Source organism: Prevotella sp. HMSC073D09 (assembly GCF_001814145.1).
Lineage (GTDB): Bacteria > Bacteroidota > Bacteroidia > Bacteroidales > Bacteroidaceae > Prevotella > Prevotella conceptionensis.
Genome location: NZ_KV815107.1, coordinates 62,054 through 76,821 on the forward strand (window position 1 = coordinate 62,054; position 14,768 = coordinate 76,821).

The 14,768-nt window shown below is 46.8% G+C and carries 11 protein-coding genes and 1 tRNA gene; 3 read left to right on the forward strand and 9 right to left on the reverse strand.

The window, feature by feature from the left end; all coding sequences use genetic code 11:
• Positions 1-780: 780 nt before the first annotated feature.
• Positions 781-972 (forward strand): hypothetical protein, encoded by a 192-nt coding sequence (locus HMPREF2955_RS09085; protein ID WP_139145525.1) that lies wholly within the window; start codon positions 781-783, stop codon positions 970-972.
• A 32-nt stretch (positions 973-1,004) separates the two neighbouring features.
• Here HMPREF2955_RS09085 and trpS read toward each other — a convergent pair whose 3' ends face one another.
• The 9 genes from trpS to HMPREF2955_RS09130 form a co-directional block, all read right to left on the reverse strand.
• Positions 1,005-1,988 carry a tryptophan--tRNA ligase gene (gene trpS, locus HMPREF2955_RS09090; RefSeq protein ID WP_070722805.1) on the reverse strand — a complete coding sequence of 328 codons (984 nt, stop codon included), beginning with the start codon at positions 1,986-1,988 and terminating at the stop codon, positions 1,005-1,007.
• Between the two features lie 222 nt (positions 1,989-2,210).
• Positions 2,211-2,285: transfer RNA gene (locus tag HMPREF2955_RS09095), tRNA-Val, on the reverse strand.
• 221 nt (positions 2,286-2,506) lie between these two features.
• On the reverse strand, positions 2,507-4,696 hold the full coding sequence (locus HMPREF2955_RS09100) for a peptidase domain-containing ABC transporter (RefSeq protein WP_070722850.1): 2,190 nt from the start codon (positions 4,694-4,696) through the stop codon (positions 2,507-2,509).
• Between the two features lie 4 nt (positions 4,697-4,700).
• Positions 4,701-6,008: a putative HlyD family type I secretion protein gene (locus HMPREF2955_RS09105; RefSeq protein WP_070722807.1), complete on the reverse strand. Its 1,308-nt coding sequence runs from the start codon at positions 6,006-6,008 to the stop codon at positions 4,701-4,703.
• Positions 5,980-6,657 carry a glycosyltransferase family 25 protein gene (locus tag HMPREF2955_RS09110; RefSeq protein WP_070722809.1) on the reverse strand — a complete coding sequence of 226 codons (678 nt, stop codon included), beginning with the start codon at positions 6,655-6,657 and terminating at the stop codon, positions 5,980-5,982. The genes HMPREF2955_RS09105 and HMPREF2955_RS09110 overlap by 29 nt, the downstream gene beginning before the upstream one ends.
• Positions 6,647-7,750 carry a glycosyltransferase family 4 protein gene (locus HMPREF2955_RS09115; RefSeq protein ID WP_070722810.1) on the reverse strand — a complete coding sequence of 368 codons (1,104 nt, stop codon included), beginning with the start codon at positions 7,748-7,750 and terminating at the stop codon, positions 6,647-6,649. The genes HMPREF2955_RS09110 and HMPREF2955_RS09115 overlap by 11 nt, the downstream gene beginning before the upstream one ends.
• Before the next feature lie 11 nt (positions 7,751-7,761).
• Positions 7,762-9,477 (reverse strand): erythromycin esterase family protein, encoded by a 1,716-nt coding sequence (locus HMPREF2955_RS09120; protein WP_070722812.1) that lies wholly within the window; start codon positions 9,475-9,477, stop codon positions 7,762-7,764.
• 54 nt (positions 9,478-9,531) lie between these two features.
• Positions 9,532-10,317: a glycosyltransferase family 2 protein gene (locus tag HMPREF2955_RS09125; protein ID WP_070722852.1), complete on the reverse strand. Its 786-nt coding sequence runs from the start codon at positions 10,315-10,317 to the stop codon at positions 9,532-9,534.
• The gene (locus tag HMPREF2955_RS09130) at positions 10,314-11,588 is read right to left on the reverse strand and encodes a glycosyltransferase family 4 protein (protein ID WP_070722815.1); all 1,275 of its coding nucleotides are present in this window, start codon (positions 11,586-11,588) and stop codon (positions 10,314-10,316) included. Before HMPREF2955_RS09130 ends, HMPREF2955_RS09125 begins: the two co-directional genes overlap by 4 nt.
• An 876-nt stretch (positions 11,589-12,464) precedes the next feature.
• Between HMPREF2955_RS09130 and HMPREF2955_RS09135 the strand changes: the two genes are divergently transcribed.
• Both HMPREF2955_RS09135 and HMPREF2955_RS09140 read left to right on the forward strand, forming a co-directional pair.
• Complete coding sequence (locus tag HMPREF2955_RS09135; RefSeq protein ID WP_070722817.1) at positions 12,465-13,583, forward strand: PCMD domain-containing protein; 1,119 nt, start codon at positions 12,465-12,467, stop codon at positions 13,581-13,583.
• Positions 13,584-13,589: 6 nt separating this feature from the next.
• Positions 13,590-14,378 (forward strand): porin family protein, encoded by a 789-nt coding sequence (locus HMPREF2955_RS09140; RefSeq protein WP_083317680.1) that lies wholly within the window; start codon positions 13,590-13,592, stop codon positions 14,376-14,378.
• The last annotated feature ends 390 nt before the right edge of the window (positions 14,379-14,768 follow it).

Genomic DNA, 14,768 nt, shown 5'->3' on the forward strand with positions numbered 1-14,768 from the left:
CCTACTAGCTTATAAACTCGCAAGCTTTCCGGCTAATAAACTCACTAACTTATGAACTCCCAAACTCACGAACTGATGAACTTGTAAACCTACTAGCTTATAAACTCGCAAGCTTTCCGGCTTATAAACTTGTAAGCTTACCAACTCATAAACTCACGAACTGATGAACTTGTAAACCTACTAGCTTATAAACTCGCAAGCTTTCCGGCTTATAAACTTGTAAGCTTACCAACTCATAAACTCACAAACTGATGAATTCACCAACTCAAAAACACCACAAATCAAAACCAAAACTATTGATTTTATTTTACAAAGCGGCTCTATTTTTCGCTCCGTTCTAGCGAAAATATAGGTTATAAAGTGGGTAAATAGCCACGATTCCTGGTCTTTCATGCCTTCGTGTTTGTCTACTTTTGAGAAAACGACCTGCATTTTGCACCATTTTACCTTTCTAGTTTGGTTGCCAACTCGTAATTTTTAAAGCCCAATAACGCGCTTTTTGCCCCTAAAAACCCACTTTTTGATGGTTGTTTTGCCCCTTCGAACCATTAGAAACATGGCTCGAAGGGGTTTAGTTTATGCTATTTCGGCGGATATTTATGCACATCGTTTCGCATTTAGCGGCATTTAGCACTGCATCTTGCACCATTCTACCTTGCATTTAGCACCAAAACGCACTGTATTTAGCACCAAAACGCAGTGTGTTTAGCAGCAAAACGCAGTGTATTTTGTACCAAAACGCAGTGCGTTTAGCAGCAAATAGCCCAAAAACGGGTGCAAATGGCGGTTGCTTTAAATAAAAATTCATTTTGCCTGCATGCACAAGCTACCCCGTTTTGCACTAAAACAAACCTTCGCGAGAATCGATTTTTTGCGCTGGGTTGTCGGTTGGTGGATAACGATGGCACTCATAATGTTAAAATTCTTGCTGAAAAACAGACAAAACATCAAGTTGATGAGTTGGCCAGTTAACTCGTTAAGATGCGCCGCAAGGGCAGAGCCATTTACCTAAACCCGATAATCTGGCGCACCTCTTTAAGTGTCTGGCTTGCGCTTGCACGTGCCACTTCGGCTCCTTCTTGGGCAATGCGGTCGAGCAGTTGCGTGTTCGAACTGTATTCCCTAATGCGTTCGCGAATGGGCGTAACGGTCTTAATGATGTCTTCGGCGATTTGCTTTTTTAAGTCGCCATAACGGATGGAGCAATCGTTCCACTTCTCGTCGAAGTAGTTGTAAGTTTCAGGTTCCGAGCAAATGCGCAAGAAGGTAAAGAGGTTTTCAATCACTTCGGGTTTCGGACTGTTGGGCGTTTGCGGCCCCATGTCGGTTACGGCCTTCATCACTTTCTTACGTATGGCGGCATCTTCTTCGTAGAGATAGATGCAGTTGCCATCGCTCTTGCCCATCTTTCCACTGCCGTCAAGCCCAGGGACCTTCACGGCCTGCGTGTTGAAGTAGAAGTTTTGTGGTTCTGGGAAGAAGTCTACGCCATAGATATGGTTGAAACGGCGTGCGCACTTGCGCGCCATCTCCATGTTCTGCTCTTGGTCTTTGCCCACAGGCACCTTTTGTGCGCGGTGTTGCAGGATGTCGGCAGCCATCAGTGTGGGATAGGTCAGCAAGCCCGCGTTAACGTTGTCGGGCTGTTGGCGTGCCTTATCCTTAAAGGTGGTTACGCGTTCCAGCTCGCCCAAGTACATGTTCATGTTGAAGAACAGGTACAGTTCAAGCGTTTCTTTCACATCGCTCTGCACATATATCTTGGCCTTCTGCGGGTCGATGCCGCACGCAAGGTACTCGGCAAGGATTACGCGTGCGCTGCGTTGTATGTCTTCGGGCTTCGGACTGGTGGTAAGCGAGTGCCAATCGGCGATGAAGAAGAGGCTTTCGTACTCGTCTTGCATCTTCACGAAACTCTTTACCGCTCCGAAATAGTTGCCCAAGTGAAGATTTCCTGTGGGCCTAATTCCGCTTACTACTTTTTCCATCTTTATGCTTGTTTTTTTGTTTAACGTGTTGGGGTGGTTGGGTTAGTCGGACTGGTCGGACTGGTCGGACTGGTCAGACAAGTCAGACAAGTCAGACTGGTCGGACAAGTCGGACAGGTCAGATTTGTCCGATCGGTCGATTAACCCAACTGCCAGATTTGCCCACTTCGTTTGCTAAAAAAAAATCCCGCAACCATGTTAGATTGCGGGACTTCTGCGTTGTGGGCGTTGACGGATTCGAACCGCCGACCCTCTGCTTGTAAGGCAGATGCTCTAAACCAGCTGAGCTAAACGCCCGTGCTTTGTTTCTAAAAGCGATGCAAAGGTATGTATTTTTTCGCGTTCGGCCAAATAAAATGCGGAAAAAATGTTGAACAATAGCTATTTTGTGCATCCACTTCTATGTGTTAGCAAGAAGATTAGTCGTAAGGAGAAATAATAACAGAGAGAGAAATCGGCTACAAATTAAGTTGTAATCCTTAGGGATGCTGTATGAAATCACAGATTTTCCTTTCGCATTACGGCAACGTTTGCGTTTGCGAGGAAACCAACTCATAGTATCGTTTCTTATTTTCCATCAACGTTTTGTGTGTTCCAACTTCTACGATATAGCCTTTGTCGAGCACTACAATTTGGTCGGCATTTTGGATAGTGCTAAGCCGATGTGCAATCACGACAACTGTGCGATGTTCGAAAGCATTGTTTAGTGCATCTACAATCTTACGCTCGTTGATGGTGTCTAAAGCATTAGTGGCTTCATCGAGGAACAACATTTTGGGGTTTCTGTATAGTGCACGTGCAATAAGCAGGCGTTGTTTCTGCCCTCCACTAAGTCCTCGGCCTGTTTCGCCTACCGTTGTGTCGAATCCATTAGGCATGGCGTTTATCTCTTCTTCCAGTTGGGCAATCTTGCAAGCCTCGTGCAGGCGGTCGTAGTCTATGCGGTCGGCATCTAGCACGATATTGTTAATGATGGTGTCGCTAAACACCTTTCCGTCTTGCATCACCACCCCACACAAGTTTCGCCATTGACGCAAATTGATGGCATCCACGTTCATCGTGTCCATCTTGATGTCTCCGAATGAAGGCTTATACAGTCTAACGAGAAGTTTTAGCAACGTAGACTTTCCACAACCACTACCTCCGACAATTGCCGTAACCTTATTTTCAGGAATGTGCAGGTAGATGCCTTTCAGCACGAAAGGCGAGTTAGCCGAATATTGGAAGTGTACGTTAGACAAGGTTATCGATTTTTCGTTGGGCAAGATGCATGTGTTACCAACCGAAAGTAGCTCTTCCTCATCTTCAAGTTGACGAATTTCGTTGATGCGCAGAAAGCTTATCTTGGCATATTGAGCACCCATAACAAAGCTGATGAATTGGGATAAAGGACCATTTAACATGCCGATAATGAACTGTGTGGAAATCATTACCCCAAAGGTTATGTCGCCATTGATAACGGCCACGGCGCAAAAGAACACGATACCCATATTTTTTATGCTTTCAATAAACTGTGCCCCCAAGTTTTGCATGTTTGTTATGGCGAGCACGCGCTTGTTGACATGATATAGCCGTGCCTGTATCTCTTCCCATTTCCAGCGGCGTTGCTTTTCGTAATTGTTTATTTTCACATCCTGAATGGCTGAAACCGTCTCCACCCAATAGCTTTGGTTCCTTGAAAGGAGTTCGAAATATTCCCAATCTAACTTTTTCCTAACATTTAGGAAAAGTAAAACCCAGCCCACATAAAGTGCAGAACCTGCCAAGAATATAAGAAAGATAACCACATTGTATATCAGTAATATGATGGCAAATACCACAAAGGTAAGCATAGAAAAAATGAGAGACAGAGAATTGTTCATGATGAAACTGCGAATGCGTTCGTGGTCTTGCGCACGCTGCAGGATGTCTCCCATCAGCTTGTTTTCAAAGAAGGTGACGGGCAAGTTCATCAATTTTATCAGATAATCGGATATTAGTGCAATGTTAACGCGTGCAGTGATATGCAACAAGATCCAATCTCTGAGCACATTGAAAACCATTACGCTCAACAGAATACTAATGTTGCCAATGAGTATCATGTTGATAAAGTTAACGTCGGATGTTTTAATGCCTACGTCAATCACCGCTTTTGAGATAAAAGGCAGCACACCTTGCAATGCCGTAACAATAAGCATGATCACGAAAATCAAAGCAAACGAGCGCGAGTATGGGGTGAAATACTTTAGAATGCTTAGAAAACTATTCCGTTTTTGTTCTTTTTCGGCCTTGGTTTCCTTAAAGTCAACTGTGGGTTCAACGGCTAGCAACACGCCTTGGTTTTCGCCCCTCTGATACCAACCTTGTTTGAACGTTTCGTGCGAATATTTTACGCGTCCTCTTGCGGGGTCGGAAACATAAATGTGTTTCTTGTCGGCATGGAACACCACGACAAAATGATTGTTGTTCCAAAATATGATAGCGGGAAAAGAAACACTGTTAACAATCTCGTTGACATCGCATTTTACAGCCAGTGTACGAAGGCCAATGTTTTCTGCTCCAACACTAATGTCGTGTAACGACACACCTTCTTTGGTGATACCGCAACGGTCGCGGAGATACTGCAACGAGTAATATTTGCCAAAATGTTTGGCTATGATTTTAAGTGAGGCCGGTCCACAGTCATGTGAATCCATCTGATATTCTACAGGAAATCGACAAAACTTCATCATCTTATTTTTCGCCTTTGGCTTTGAGGTTATCAAACAGCCTTTCTATCAGCCGTTTTCTTTTCGTTATAATCTCGGCGGTACCGTTGCTTTCAAAATCGAGCGGAAGACGTTTACCGAAATTGGTAAGCGTGCCGTGTGGAAAAGAAATCAACACGAGATAGGCGTCCACTTCCTTATCTTGTACCTTTATCTTGTGGCTAATACGCGAAATGGATTTTACAACACCCTTTAACAGTCCGTATTCATCGTAGGGGAAATTGCTTATTTTTACGTTTACGTGTTGGCCTATAGCCACTTTTCCCACGCCAAAAGAGGGGATGGTGACTTCGCCCAAGATGTTGTTTTTGCTCGGTATGATAGAAAACAGCTCCTGCCCATTCTGAACAAAGCGGTTGTTTCGCCAAAAGCCAAGATATTCTAGCTGGCCTGCAACAGGCGCGTATTGCAAGTATCGTTCTTTCCAAATGTTGATGGCGTTAGACAGTTCGTTCTTTCTTGTAACGAAATCTGTGTATACCTTATCCTTAGACTCAGACTCTTCTAAGAGAATGCGCTGTATTTCCATCTCGTTGCGACTTACTTCTGATTGTTTCAGCATCCGGGTACTTTGCAGATTGAGCAAAGCTTCTTGTAACGATAGATGTGCGGCATGCTGTTGTTGAAATTCTTGCTCACTGATTACTTTGGCAGCAAGTAACACACTGTCTTTCTTAAGCTGATTAGCGGAAACGTGAAGCAATTGACGTTTAAGCGCCACTTCATTGTTGATGTTAGCTATTACAGACTTGTCCGAAGTTATCTGTTGGCGTAGGTTTCTATGCATCGTGCCATAGATGTTCGACGACAGCACGCGTCGATATTGCATGTAGGCCAGCATAAACGCATTGTAGGCCGAACTCACTTCGCCCAATATGAGCGTATCGGGAAGGTCTATGGTGGCTTGCATGTTCTTGTTAAGGTTGCTTAGCAAGCCTTCCACTTTCAGGATGTGTCGATAGTTGGCTCCACTTTCAAGATAAGATATAACGTCGCCTTTCTTCACCCTGGTCTTATTTGCTTTTAGCAAGTATATGCGTCCGTTGCCGTTTGCCACCAAACGAACGGGTGCGGTGTTAGCGGTAACCGATATGGGGCCGTCTACCGTGTCGGGGTATTGAATGAGGAAACCAAGCAAAACGACGATGCCCATCAGCACGCCAACGCACAGTGCAACCCATTTAACCCACTCCGTGGGCATGCGGTCTACGATGGCTTGCACCTCTTCCGACCTTTCATTGCGCTTATTGTCTTCCATGAACAGTTCTCCCATATTTGCGCGCAACCTGCTGAACGATGCGCAAACGTAAGGCAGAGCGCAAGAAAAGATGGTCTACCAGCCCCACGCTGTCGTTATTGGTGCGTGTAACATCCGAGTAGCCAAAGTCTGTCTGTATGGAGATAAAGGGGTACATGGCCGCTTTATCCAGGGTAAGTGCCGATAGCACACCATCGGCCGTGTCGGTTTCCTTAAAGTCGTAATCTAGCATTCGCTTAAACAAAGGCTTGAAAACAATGATAAACTGTGTGCTCCAGAACCAGTCTACCCAATAGCGATTGTCTGCAACGGGTATAGCCATGCCGAACCCCCCAATGCCTCCCGAAAGCAATTCGATGCCTTGCGCCTCGGCTTCGAGGATGTTACGAAAGAGATATTCCTTATTGTATGCGGGAGTGAAGGTGTGGTCGTCTTCACAAATAACGATGATATCGTCTTCGTTTTCCTCAGCCTTTCGTACGGCTTGCACCATGCTTTTCCATAGCCCAACTGCGCCAATGGGGTGCTTTACAGCCTTTATCCAAGTAAGTTCGAACTCCGTTCTGTCGCTGAATTGTTCCTCAATATGCTGCCGGCGTTCTGTGCGCTCCTCTAGATTGATAACATAGACAGGCAGATAAAACCCTATACTATTATTTTCCATGCGCTTTTTGATAGTTTATAACGGTTTGTTCCAATATGCAATTCACTTTCTTTGCCCATACGTCCCAGTTCAATCGGGTTTCGTATTCCTTGCGCGACGACTTTCTTAGTGCGATGTATTTGTCCTTGTCGCAGAATATCGAGTGTATCTTTTGGGCATAATCAATTGCCGTTGCCGTGGGTGGGAGCAAGAAACCGTTTTTGCCTTCGCAGATGGGTTGCCCCGTTCCTTGCACGTTTGCAGCCACACTTGGCACACCGTAGGCCGAGGCTTCGCAAAACACGATGCCGAAAGCGTCGAACTGGGTGGGGAGAATGAGGAAATGCGCGTTGCGAAGTATGGAGCATAGTTTCGACAGATGAGCGGGTTTGGACTTGTCGAGGAAGGGATAAACCACGACGCCCTCGTCTTCTGCACAAGGCGGTTGGCAGCCAATGATGGTCAGTGTGCAGTTCATTCCCATAGCTTTTAGCTCCCGATATGTCCCCAAGGCCTTGTCGCCACCTTTCTTTTCCCAGTTTCGCCCAATAAACACCAAGTTGCAAACGCTTGTGTCGATGTTTATTTGGTAATCGCAGGGATGAGGAATGTTCGCGCCAAACTCCACCACATGTATCTTCGAAGGGTCGATGCCGTAATAGCTAACTGCACTTTGCTTCGCCCATTCAGAGCTGTATATAATGGTGTTGTATTTGTTTAAGAGTTTGCGCTCCGCATCTTCTGTTTGTTTTATTTCCTCAGGTTTGCTGTCGTTGTGCATGTAGTCTTTGAATGCGTGATAGGTAACGTCGCTTAAATGAACCATGGGAATATTTGTATCAAGGAATGAGCTAAGATATAAGTCGCCGAAGAACACAAGGTCGCATCCTGTCACTTCTTCTGCGCACAGCTTGCCAAAGACGGGTGAATATTCTCGTATATCTCGTTTGGGTGCGATGTTTTCTTTTGTGAAACGCACTGTTTGAATAAGCATATTTTGCCCAACTATTTTCACATCATGGCTCTTGCATAAGGCTTGCAGGATGTGGTATGACGTTCCCGACCATGTATTAGTGTCTTCGGGGTCTAGTGTTGTTAGAAATGCAATCTTCATATCGTGGTTATTTACATGGCTTTCATTTTGTCTAGTGCCTCCTTGTAGGCATTAAACATTGGTCTGGCTCCTTCTTGCCATCCCTTTATAACCCGTTCACTCTTTATCACCGGTTCGACATTGCGAACAAAGAGCACACCATCCACCCTTGTTTGAGGATAGCAATAAATGAATTGCACCTTTATGCTTCCATTCCCTGCCATACGCATTTGCAAAGCTTCGCTAGATTGAAGTTTACTCATAGGTAAGTAAACCGAGTCTACGCCCAACTGTCCCAACTGGTATTCAAGGCTGCGTTGTGGTACGGCAGCAAGCTTGCCACCAGCATAAGCGCCATACTTACCACTTACGATTGTTGCACCTTGATAAGTGGCAATGTCTATGCAACGATAGTTTTCACCATACTTCTCTTTTAGGTAGTGACCTGCACTAAAATAATTGAGGTGCACAGGTAATGTTGCCTGTGAGTAGTTTAAATGTCCTGTGTGAGCATACATTGTAACAGCTGTTTCTTTGGGGAAGACACTGTCGATGGCGAATTGGGTGAACTGCGCCATAAGCCTGTCTCGTAGTGAGTAACGAACAGGGCGTTTTGCGAACCATTGCATCAACCTTATGCTCTTACGCACCAGCAACAGCTCATCTTTTTGCAGACAGCTTTTTACAACCTCGCTGCTGTCGAGTAAGGCCGCGATGTCCCTTTTCGAGAAAGGACGCATATCCTGAAGCACTGCCTTACAGAAATTTATCATTTCAGGAGATTTCTTTCCATCGTTAAGCGTATAGAAGAAGTCGAAGAGATCAACTTGACCCCTCAGCCATTCTGCATTGGTATCGAAACCGAGTAGCGACACGCTGTTGTCGTGGGTGGCATTATATTGCTTAAGCCACTCAATGAAAGCCTTTGTAGGTTCGCCCAGCAAAGAGTTGTCAATGTAATTCGATATGTGAGAGAACTTAAAACGCGGGTCGTTTTTTACATACCTATTTATATAGAAGATACTCTCCATGGGCAGTTCTAACATCACCAGCTTGCATTGGTGTTTCAGTATGCGTTCTTTCATCATGTCCATGGCTACGGCATTCATCGTCTTTGTGCCGTGTATAGTTTCGGCAATGCCAAGTATTTGGCTATCCATGCAAGGGATATTTCCGTAGTTACCGAAAGTCCAATTAAGTAAGTCGCTGCGTTGAAACAATGGTGCAACTTCTGCATCGGGCACTTCGTTACTTAGTTTCTTGCCGTCTGCGTATACACCAAAATCGGCAAGTTGAATTGTTCCTAGCGTATCTTTTTTCCCCGTAGCCTCGAAAGAAACACCCAGCAGGTCGGCGTGCTTTAAGTGCAGTTGGCTTGTGGTTTCTACCCATTTGGGCGATGCGGGTAGCGTTATCGTGTCACGACGGGCTATACGCGCCCCATTAGTTATGGAGTTGAGCGTTACGTAAAAGTGCTGTACGTCTTTCGACTTGTATTTCACCCTTACCTTAACATCATTTGTTTCGCCTGTAAGCTGGTATGTAGGCAACAACGTACTCCAAACGCCTTTGAGCGGTGCTACGATTTCAAGACGTAATTGCTTTTGTACAGCAGTAGTGTCTAAATCAAGCCGAAAGAATGGATGTTGATAATGGGGCCACCAACTGTATCCGAAAAGCTTAGAACTATCGCCGGCTTTCGCAAAGAGCGATACAAAGAAAAAGAAAATAAAGAATATAAATCTCATTAACTGTTAGATTAAGAAATGTTCTTATCGAAGTTTCCCCGTACAATACTAAGGCTAGCTTTTAAACTTATTTCCAATGGCCCGCAACACAAACCAAGCGTGCATGGCCAGCGTAAGGGGCAGGCCATAATGGGTGCGCATAACAGCGAAACGCTCTTTAAGCGAGTCGCGATGGTTTTTCACGGTCATGCCTCCATCAAGGTAATTGGCCACCACCGCTTGCACGTTTTTCATGGGCAAACCAGATGCTTTGCCCGCTTTCATCACGCGGATGCACCAATCTACGTCGGCCGAAAAACGATATGCCAGATTGTAAGGCGTTTGTTTGGCCAGCGAAGTGAGAGCGTAAAAGGCCTGATGGCACACCAACATGCCGCGACTAAACGACCGCCACGACAGGCCTTGGCGCGGAACGGAGCGGCGATGGCGCAAGAAACGCCCATCGGCATCTACGATATTCGTATCGCCATAGAGCACGGCAGGCAGCGTTTCGGCCTCGCCAACGGCGTTGGCAACGGTTTCGAGTGTTTGGGGAGAGGGGAATACATCGCCTGCATTGATAAAAACCAGATAGGTGCCAGTGGCCATTTCGATGCCTTTGTTCATGGCATCGTACAGTCCGGCGTCGGTTTCGGCCTTCACTTTTGTGGTGTGTAGACTTTCGGTTTGGGCCATGTCGGCCACATATTGGTGGATAAGTGCGCGCGTACCGTCGGCAGAAAGTCCGTCGACAAGCAAGTGCTCTACATGCGGATAGGTTTGTTCGGCCACACTTTTGAGCGTTCGGGGTAGCTCGGCGGCGGCGTTATAGGTGCAGGTAATAACCGAAAAGCTTATCATAACATACATTTTTTGAAGGCGAGAGCCTGATTGTACACCTCTATATATTGCAGGGCAACGGCCTGTTGCGAGTAATTGGCCAACACTTTGCGCACCGCTTGCGCGCTAAGTTCGGCATAATCGGCCTCGCACAGCACCCATCTGATGCCTTGTGCCAAGTCGGCTGCATCGCGATAGCGGGCAACATAGCCGTTTTTCTTGTGGTCGATCTCTTCGGGGATGCCGCCTACATGAAAGCCAACGCAGGGCACACCGCAGGCCATGGCCTCCATGATGGTGTTGGGAAGGTTCTCGGAAAGCGATGGCAGAACGAATGTGTGCACGGCATTGTAAAGCGAAACGAGGGTAGAGGTGTCGCTAACATAGTCGATGGGAATGGTGGGGAAAGGCAATTCGGCCACGGCTTGGTTGGCTTTTCCGCCGAGAACCACCAGCGCGGTGTTGTCTTTCATGTCGGGATATTGCGCTGCCAGCAGCCTACAAGCCTCAACGAGATAGGCCAAGCCTTTGTTGACGTTGGTGGCTCGCTGTGCGGCAAAGAGAATCAAGCGTTTGTTTGTGGGCAGGTTCATGCGTTCGGCCGACTCAGCTTTGCTTTTGGGGGTAAACACGTGCGTGTCTATGGGATTGGGAATGGCAAACACATGATGCCCGCGCAGCAGCTGACTTTGGCGCGCTTGGTCGGCCAACCAACGGCTGCATGCCACAAAATGGATGTCGCTTTTCTCGTAGATGCGCTTCTTCTTGTTCCAAACCTTGGCCGAAAGATCGTTGTCGCCCCCTCCGCCAGGCAAGTATTTACATCGCCTACATTGTTGCTTGAAGTTGTTGCAGCCAAGGGTTAGGTGGCAAATGGCCGTTGCGGGCCAAATGTCGTGCATGGTCCAAACCACGGGTTTGCCGCTGTTCACGATTTTTCGGATGCAGCCGAGCGAGAGCATTCCTTGGTTAATCCACGAGAGGTGGATAACGTCGGCTTGCTTAAACTCGGGTAACGAGGTGATGTCCGCCCCCGTATTGGCCACGTCTATGGCGAAAAGGTTGTGGCGATTGAAGTGAAGATGCCAAAAGATAGTCCACCTTTCCCAAAAGAAACGCCAGCGGTTGCGCACGCCCTTGGGCAATGCAACCACCACGGGGTTGGTGGTTTGCTTGTCGCGCACCAGCATTCGTGCCTGCACGCCACAGTTGTTTAGGGCCGAAACAAGCCTTGCGGCGGCCACAGCTGCACCTCCTGTGCGCTCGCTTGTGTTAACAATCAGTATTCGCATCTATTATATATATAATGTGTAATTGGTGTTCTGGGTGGGTCAATGGCGGCGCACCAGCTGTGCGTTGCGCATCGCTACGACACTGCAAACTTACAGAAAAATATTCAAACACCAAAGGTTAAGGCCGCCTTGTGTGGCATGCAGGGGCTACGAAAAAGCCATATTACGGCCCTAAGCGGTACAAATGCGTAGCCAAAGCAAGGATGGGGGCTACAAAACGGTAGAAAAAACATCGTATTTTGAACATTAATTAGACTGTGTTCGAACACACGGTGTTGATTTATATCAAGAATAACGCGTTTTTATGGCGAAAGTGTGTGCTAAGTATTGCGAGAACGTGAAAGTCGTTGTAACTTTGCATCGTCAAAAGGTTAATAGATTGTTTAGGTTAGTAATATTAGATTTAGGTTTTTAGTTATTAGATTAAGGTAGATTGTTAGATTGTTTAACGGATGACAATGGAAACCGTGAGGCTTTCATTTGTTTAGAAAGAATTTTTAGTTAAACATAGTGATACGCTGCATCTCGTTGAGAGAAGCAGCGTGTTTTCTTTATGTAGGTACGACAAAAAGGGCATTAGTAGACACTTATCCATACCTGTCATCAATTCTTCTAGCATTGTGGCATACTCGGTCTGCGTCTTTGATTGCTAGCAAAGACAAGCCTCCCCCTCCCTCCTTTCACAATAAAATCATGGTTCGTTTTGTTGCTTACATCATTTCGAATATGGTGAATCGTAACGCATAATCCCACTGAAAATCACGGCCATTTAAAATATTTGTCGTATTTTTGCAGTGCGTTTTGTCTTTTGGCAAGCGGCGTTGCGTGGAGCGATGCACTGCTCTACGCCGCGACACATTAATAAATTTAGTATGTATGAGATTTCTAAAACCATTTAAAGCCCTAGTCGCCGCACTCGCGTTAGCGACGATTTCTACGGCTTGCATACGCGAAGAAGCGCTGAACACCGAGGCAGACATCACTGCCTTTCACCTTGACGGCAATTTGCTGATACGCGAACCGGTGATAACTAACGACGAAGTGAAACTCTATATCAACGGATGGGAAGACCGCAGCAAACTAGCCCCACGCTTTGAACTTACCCCTGGGGCGACAATATCGCCTGCCAGCGGAACAGAAAGAGACTTTACTGCGCCGCAAACGTATGTAGTTACTTCGCAAGACGGGCAGTGGAAGAAGACATACACCGTTACTTTCATCTCTAACGACGTGCCTACCGAATACCACTTCGAGGGCTTAGGCTATTACGTTTATAAGAACGAGGACACGGGAGAGGAATTTAAAAAGTTCGAAAAGCTCTACGAACAGCTTGCTGACGGTTCGAAAATTGAGTGGAACAGCGGAAATGCAGGTTTCATGATAACCAACGCCGACGCCTCGCCAAAGGATTATCCCACCATGCAAGACGACGAAGGGTACGTGGGGAAGTGTGCAAAGCTGGTAACAAGAAGCACCGGACCCATCGGTATTGGTTTCGGCGCGCCACTCGCAGCAGGCAATTTGTTTTTGGGCGATTTCCAAATCAACATCATAAACATGGCCAAATCCACCCATTTCGGCCTACCATATCGCCACAAGCCCATCGCCATATCAGGCTTTTACAAATACCAACCAGGAAAAGACTTTACCGACAAGACCAACACGGTATTGCCAAATGAACGCGACACCTTCGACATTTACGCCGTGATGTACGAAAGCACGAAAGACGTTCCTTACCTAGACGGAACCAATATCAAGACGCATCCCAACATTGTAATGATGGCACAGATAAAGGAACGCAAGGCAACAGACCGGTGGACACACTTCGCCATGACGTTCGAGACTGTTGGCGGGCGCACGCTCGACCCCGAAAAGCTACGCAACGGCAAGTACAACTTGGCCATCGTGATGTCTTCCAGTCAGGGCGGAGCCTTCTTCCGCGGTGCCGTTGGCAGCACATTGTGGGTAGACGAGATGCAATTGTTTCACGAATAAAGCTTAATGATGAGAAGAAAACATATCCTATTGGCTCTTGCGCTCGTGGCCTTTGCTCCTGCCACAGCTGTTTTTGCGCAAAACGAACGCAACGAAAGCCTAATACAATCCGAAAAAAACGGATGGGAATACGAAGTGCGCGCTGGCGTTAACATTGGCGGCGCAAGTCCGATGCCGCTGCCAAAGGAAATAAGGAAGATAAACAGTTATAGTCCTAAGTTTAACGGAAGTATTGCGGGCATGATGACCAAATGGTTAGATTGCAACAGGAACTTGGGCATAACCCTTGGCCTACGGTTGGAAGAGAAAGGCATGGAAACAGCCGCCACAGTGAAGAACTACGGCATGGAGATAATAGACGGCGGCCAACGCATTTCGGGGTATTGGACGGGCGATGTGAACACCGTTTACAAGAGTTCGTTCGTTACGCTGCCCGTACTAGGGGCTTATAGGCTGGGCGACAGCTGGAAGTTGCGTGCAGGCCTGTATGTATCGTACAGAATGGACGGCGAGTTTTCGGGTTTTGTGAGCGAAGGATACCTGCGCAGCGGGTCGCCCATAGGCGAAAAGGTTAGTTTCACCAACGGCCAAACGGCCGCCTACAACTTCTCTAACAACCTTCGCCGCTGGCTTTGGGGCTGGCAAATGGGCGGTTCGTGGCGTGCTTTCAAGCATTTCACGGTGAACGCCGACCTTACTTACGGCTTTAACAACATCTTTAATGCCGATTTCCACACCATCACCTTTGCCATGCACCCCATCTATATGAATGTGGGCTTCGGCTACATCTTTTGACGGGCGGGCAGGCTAAGCCCTAATAGTAGACCGCTTTGCACAAATAAGACCGCTATGGTGAGTTTGCCATAGCGGTTTGTTTGTATGCCGCGTAAAGCGACATTTATCCCGAACTAGCGGAAACTTGCCTGTACGTAACCTTACAAAGGCACGAACTTAGACACCTGCCAACAGATAAACGCACAATGAAATTGTTTTGACTTTTAACCTCCCACTTAGGCGGTTTGTCTAATTTTGGGTAAGAATTTTAACATTTTGAGTGCCCTTTTTGTCCACCAACCGCCCGCCTTGCCGCAAAAAATCGATTCTCGCGAGGGTTGGTTTTGATGCAAAAAGGGAGTAGCCTGTGCATGCAACAAAATGAATTTTTATTTAAAGCAACCGCCATTT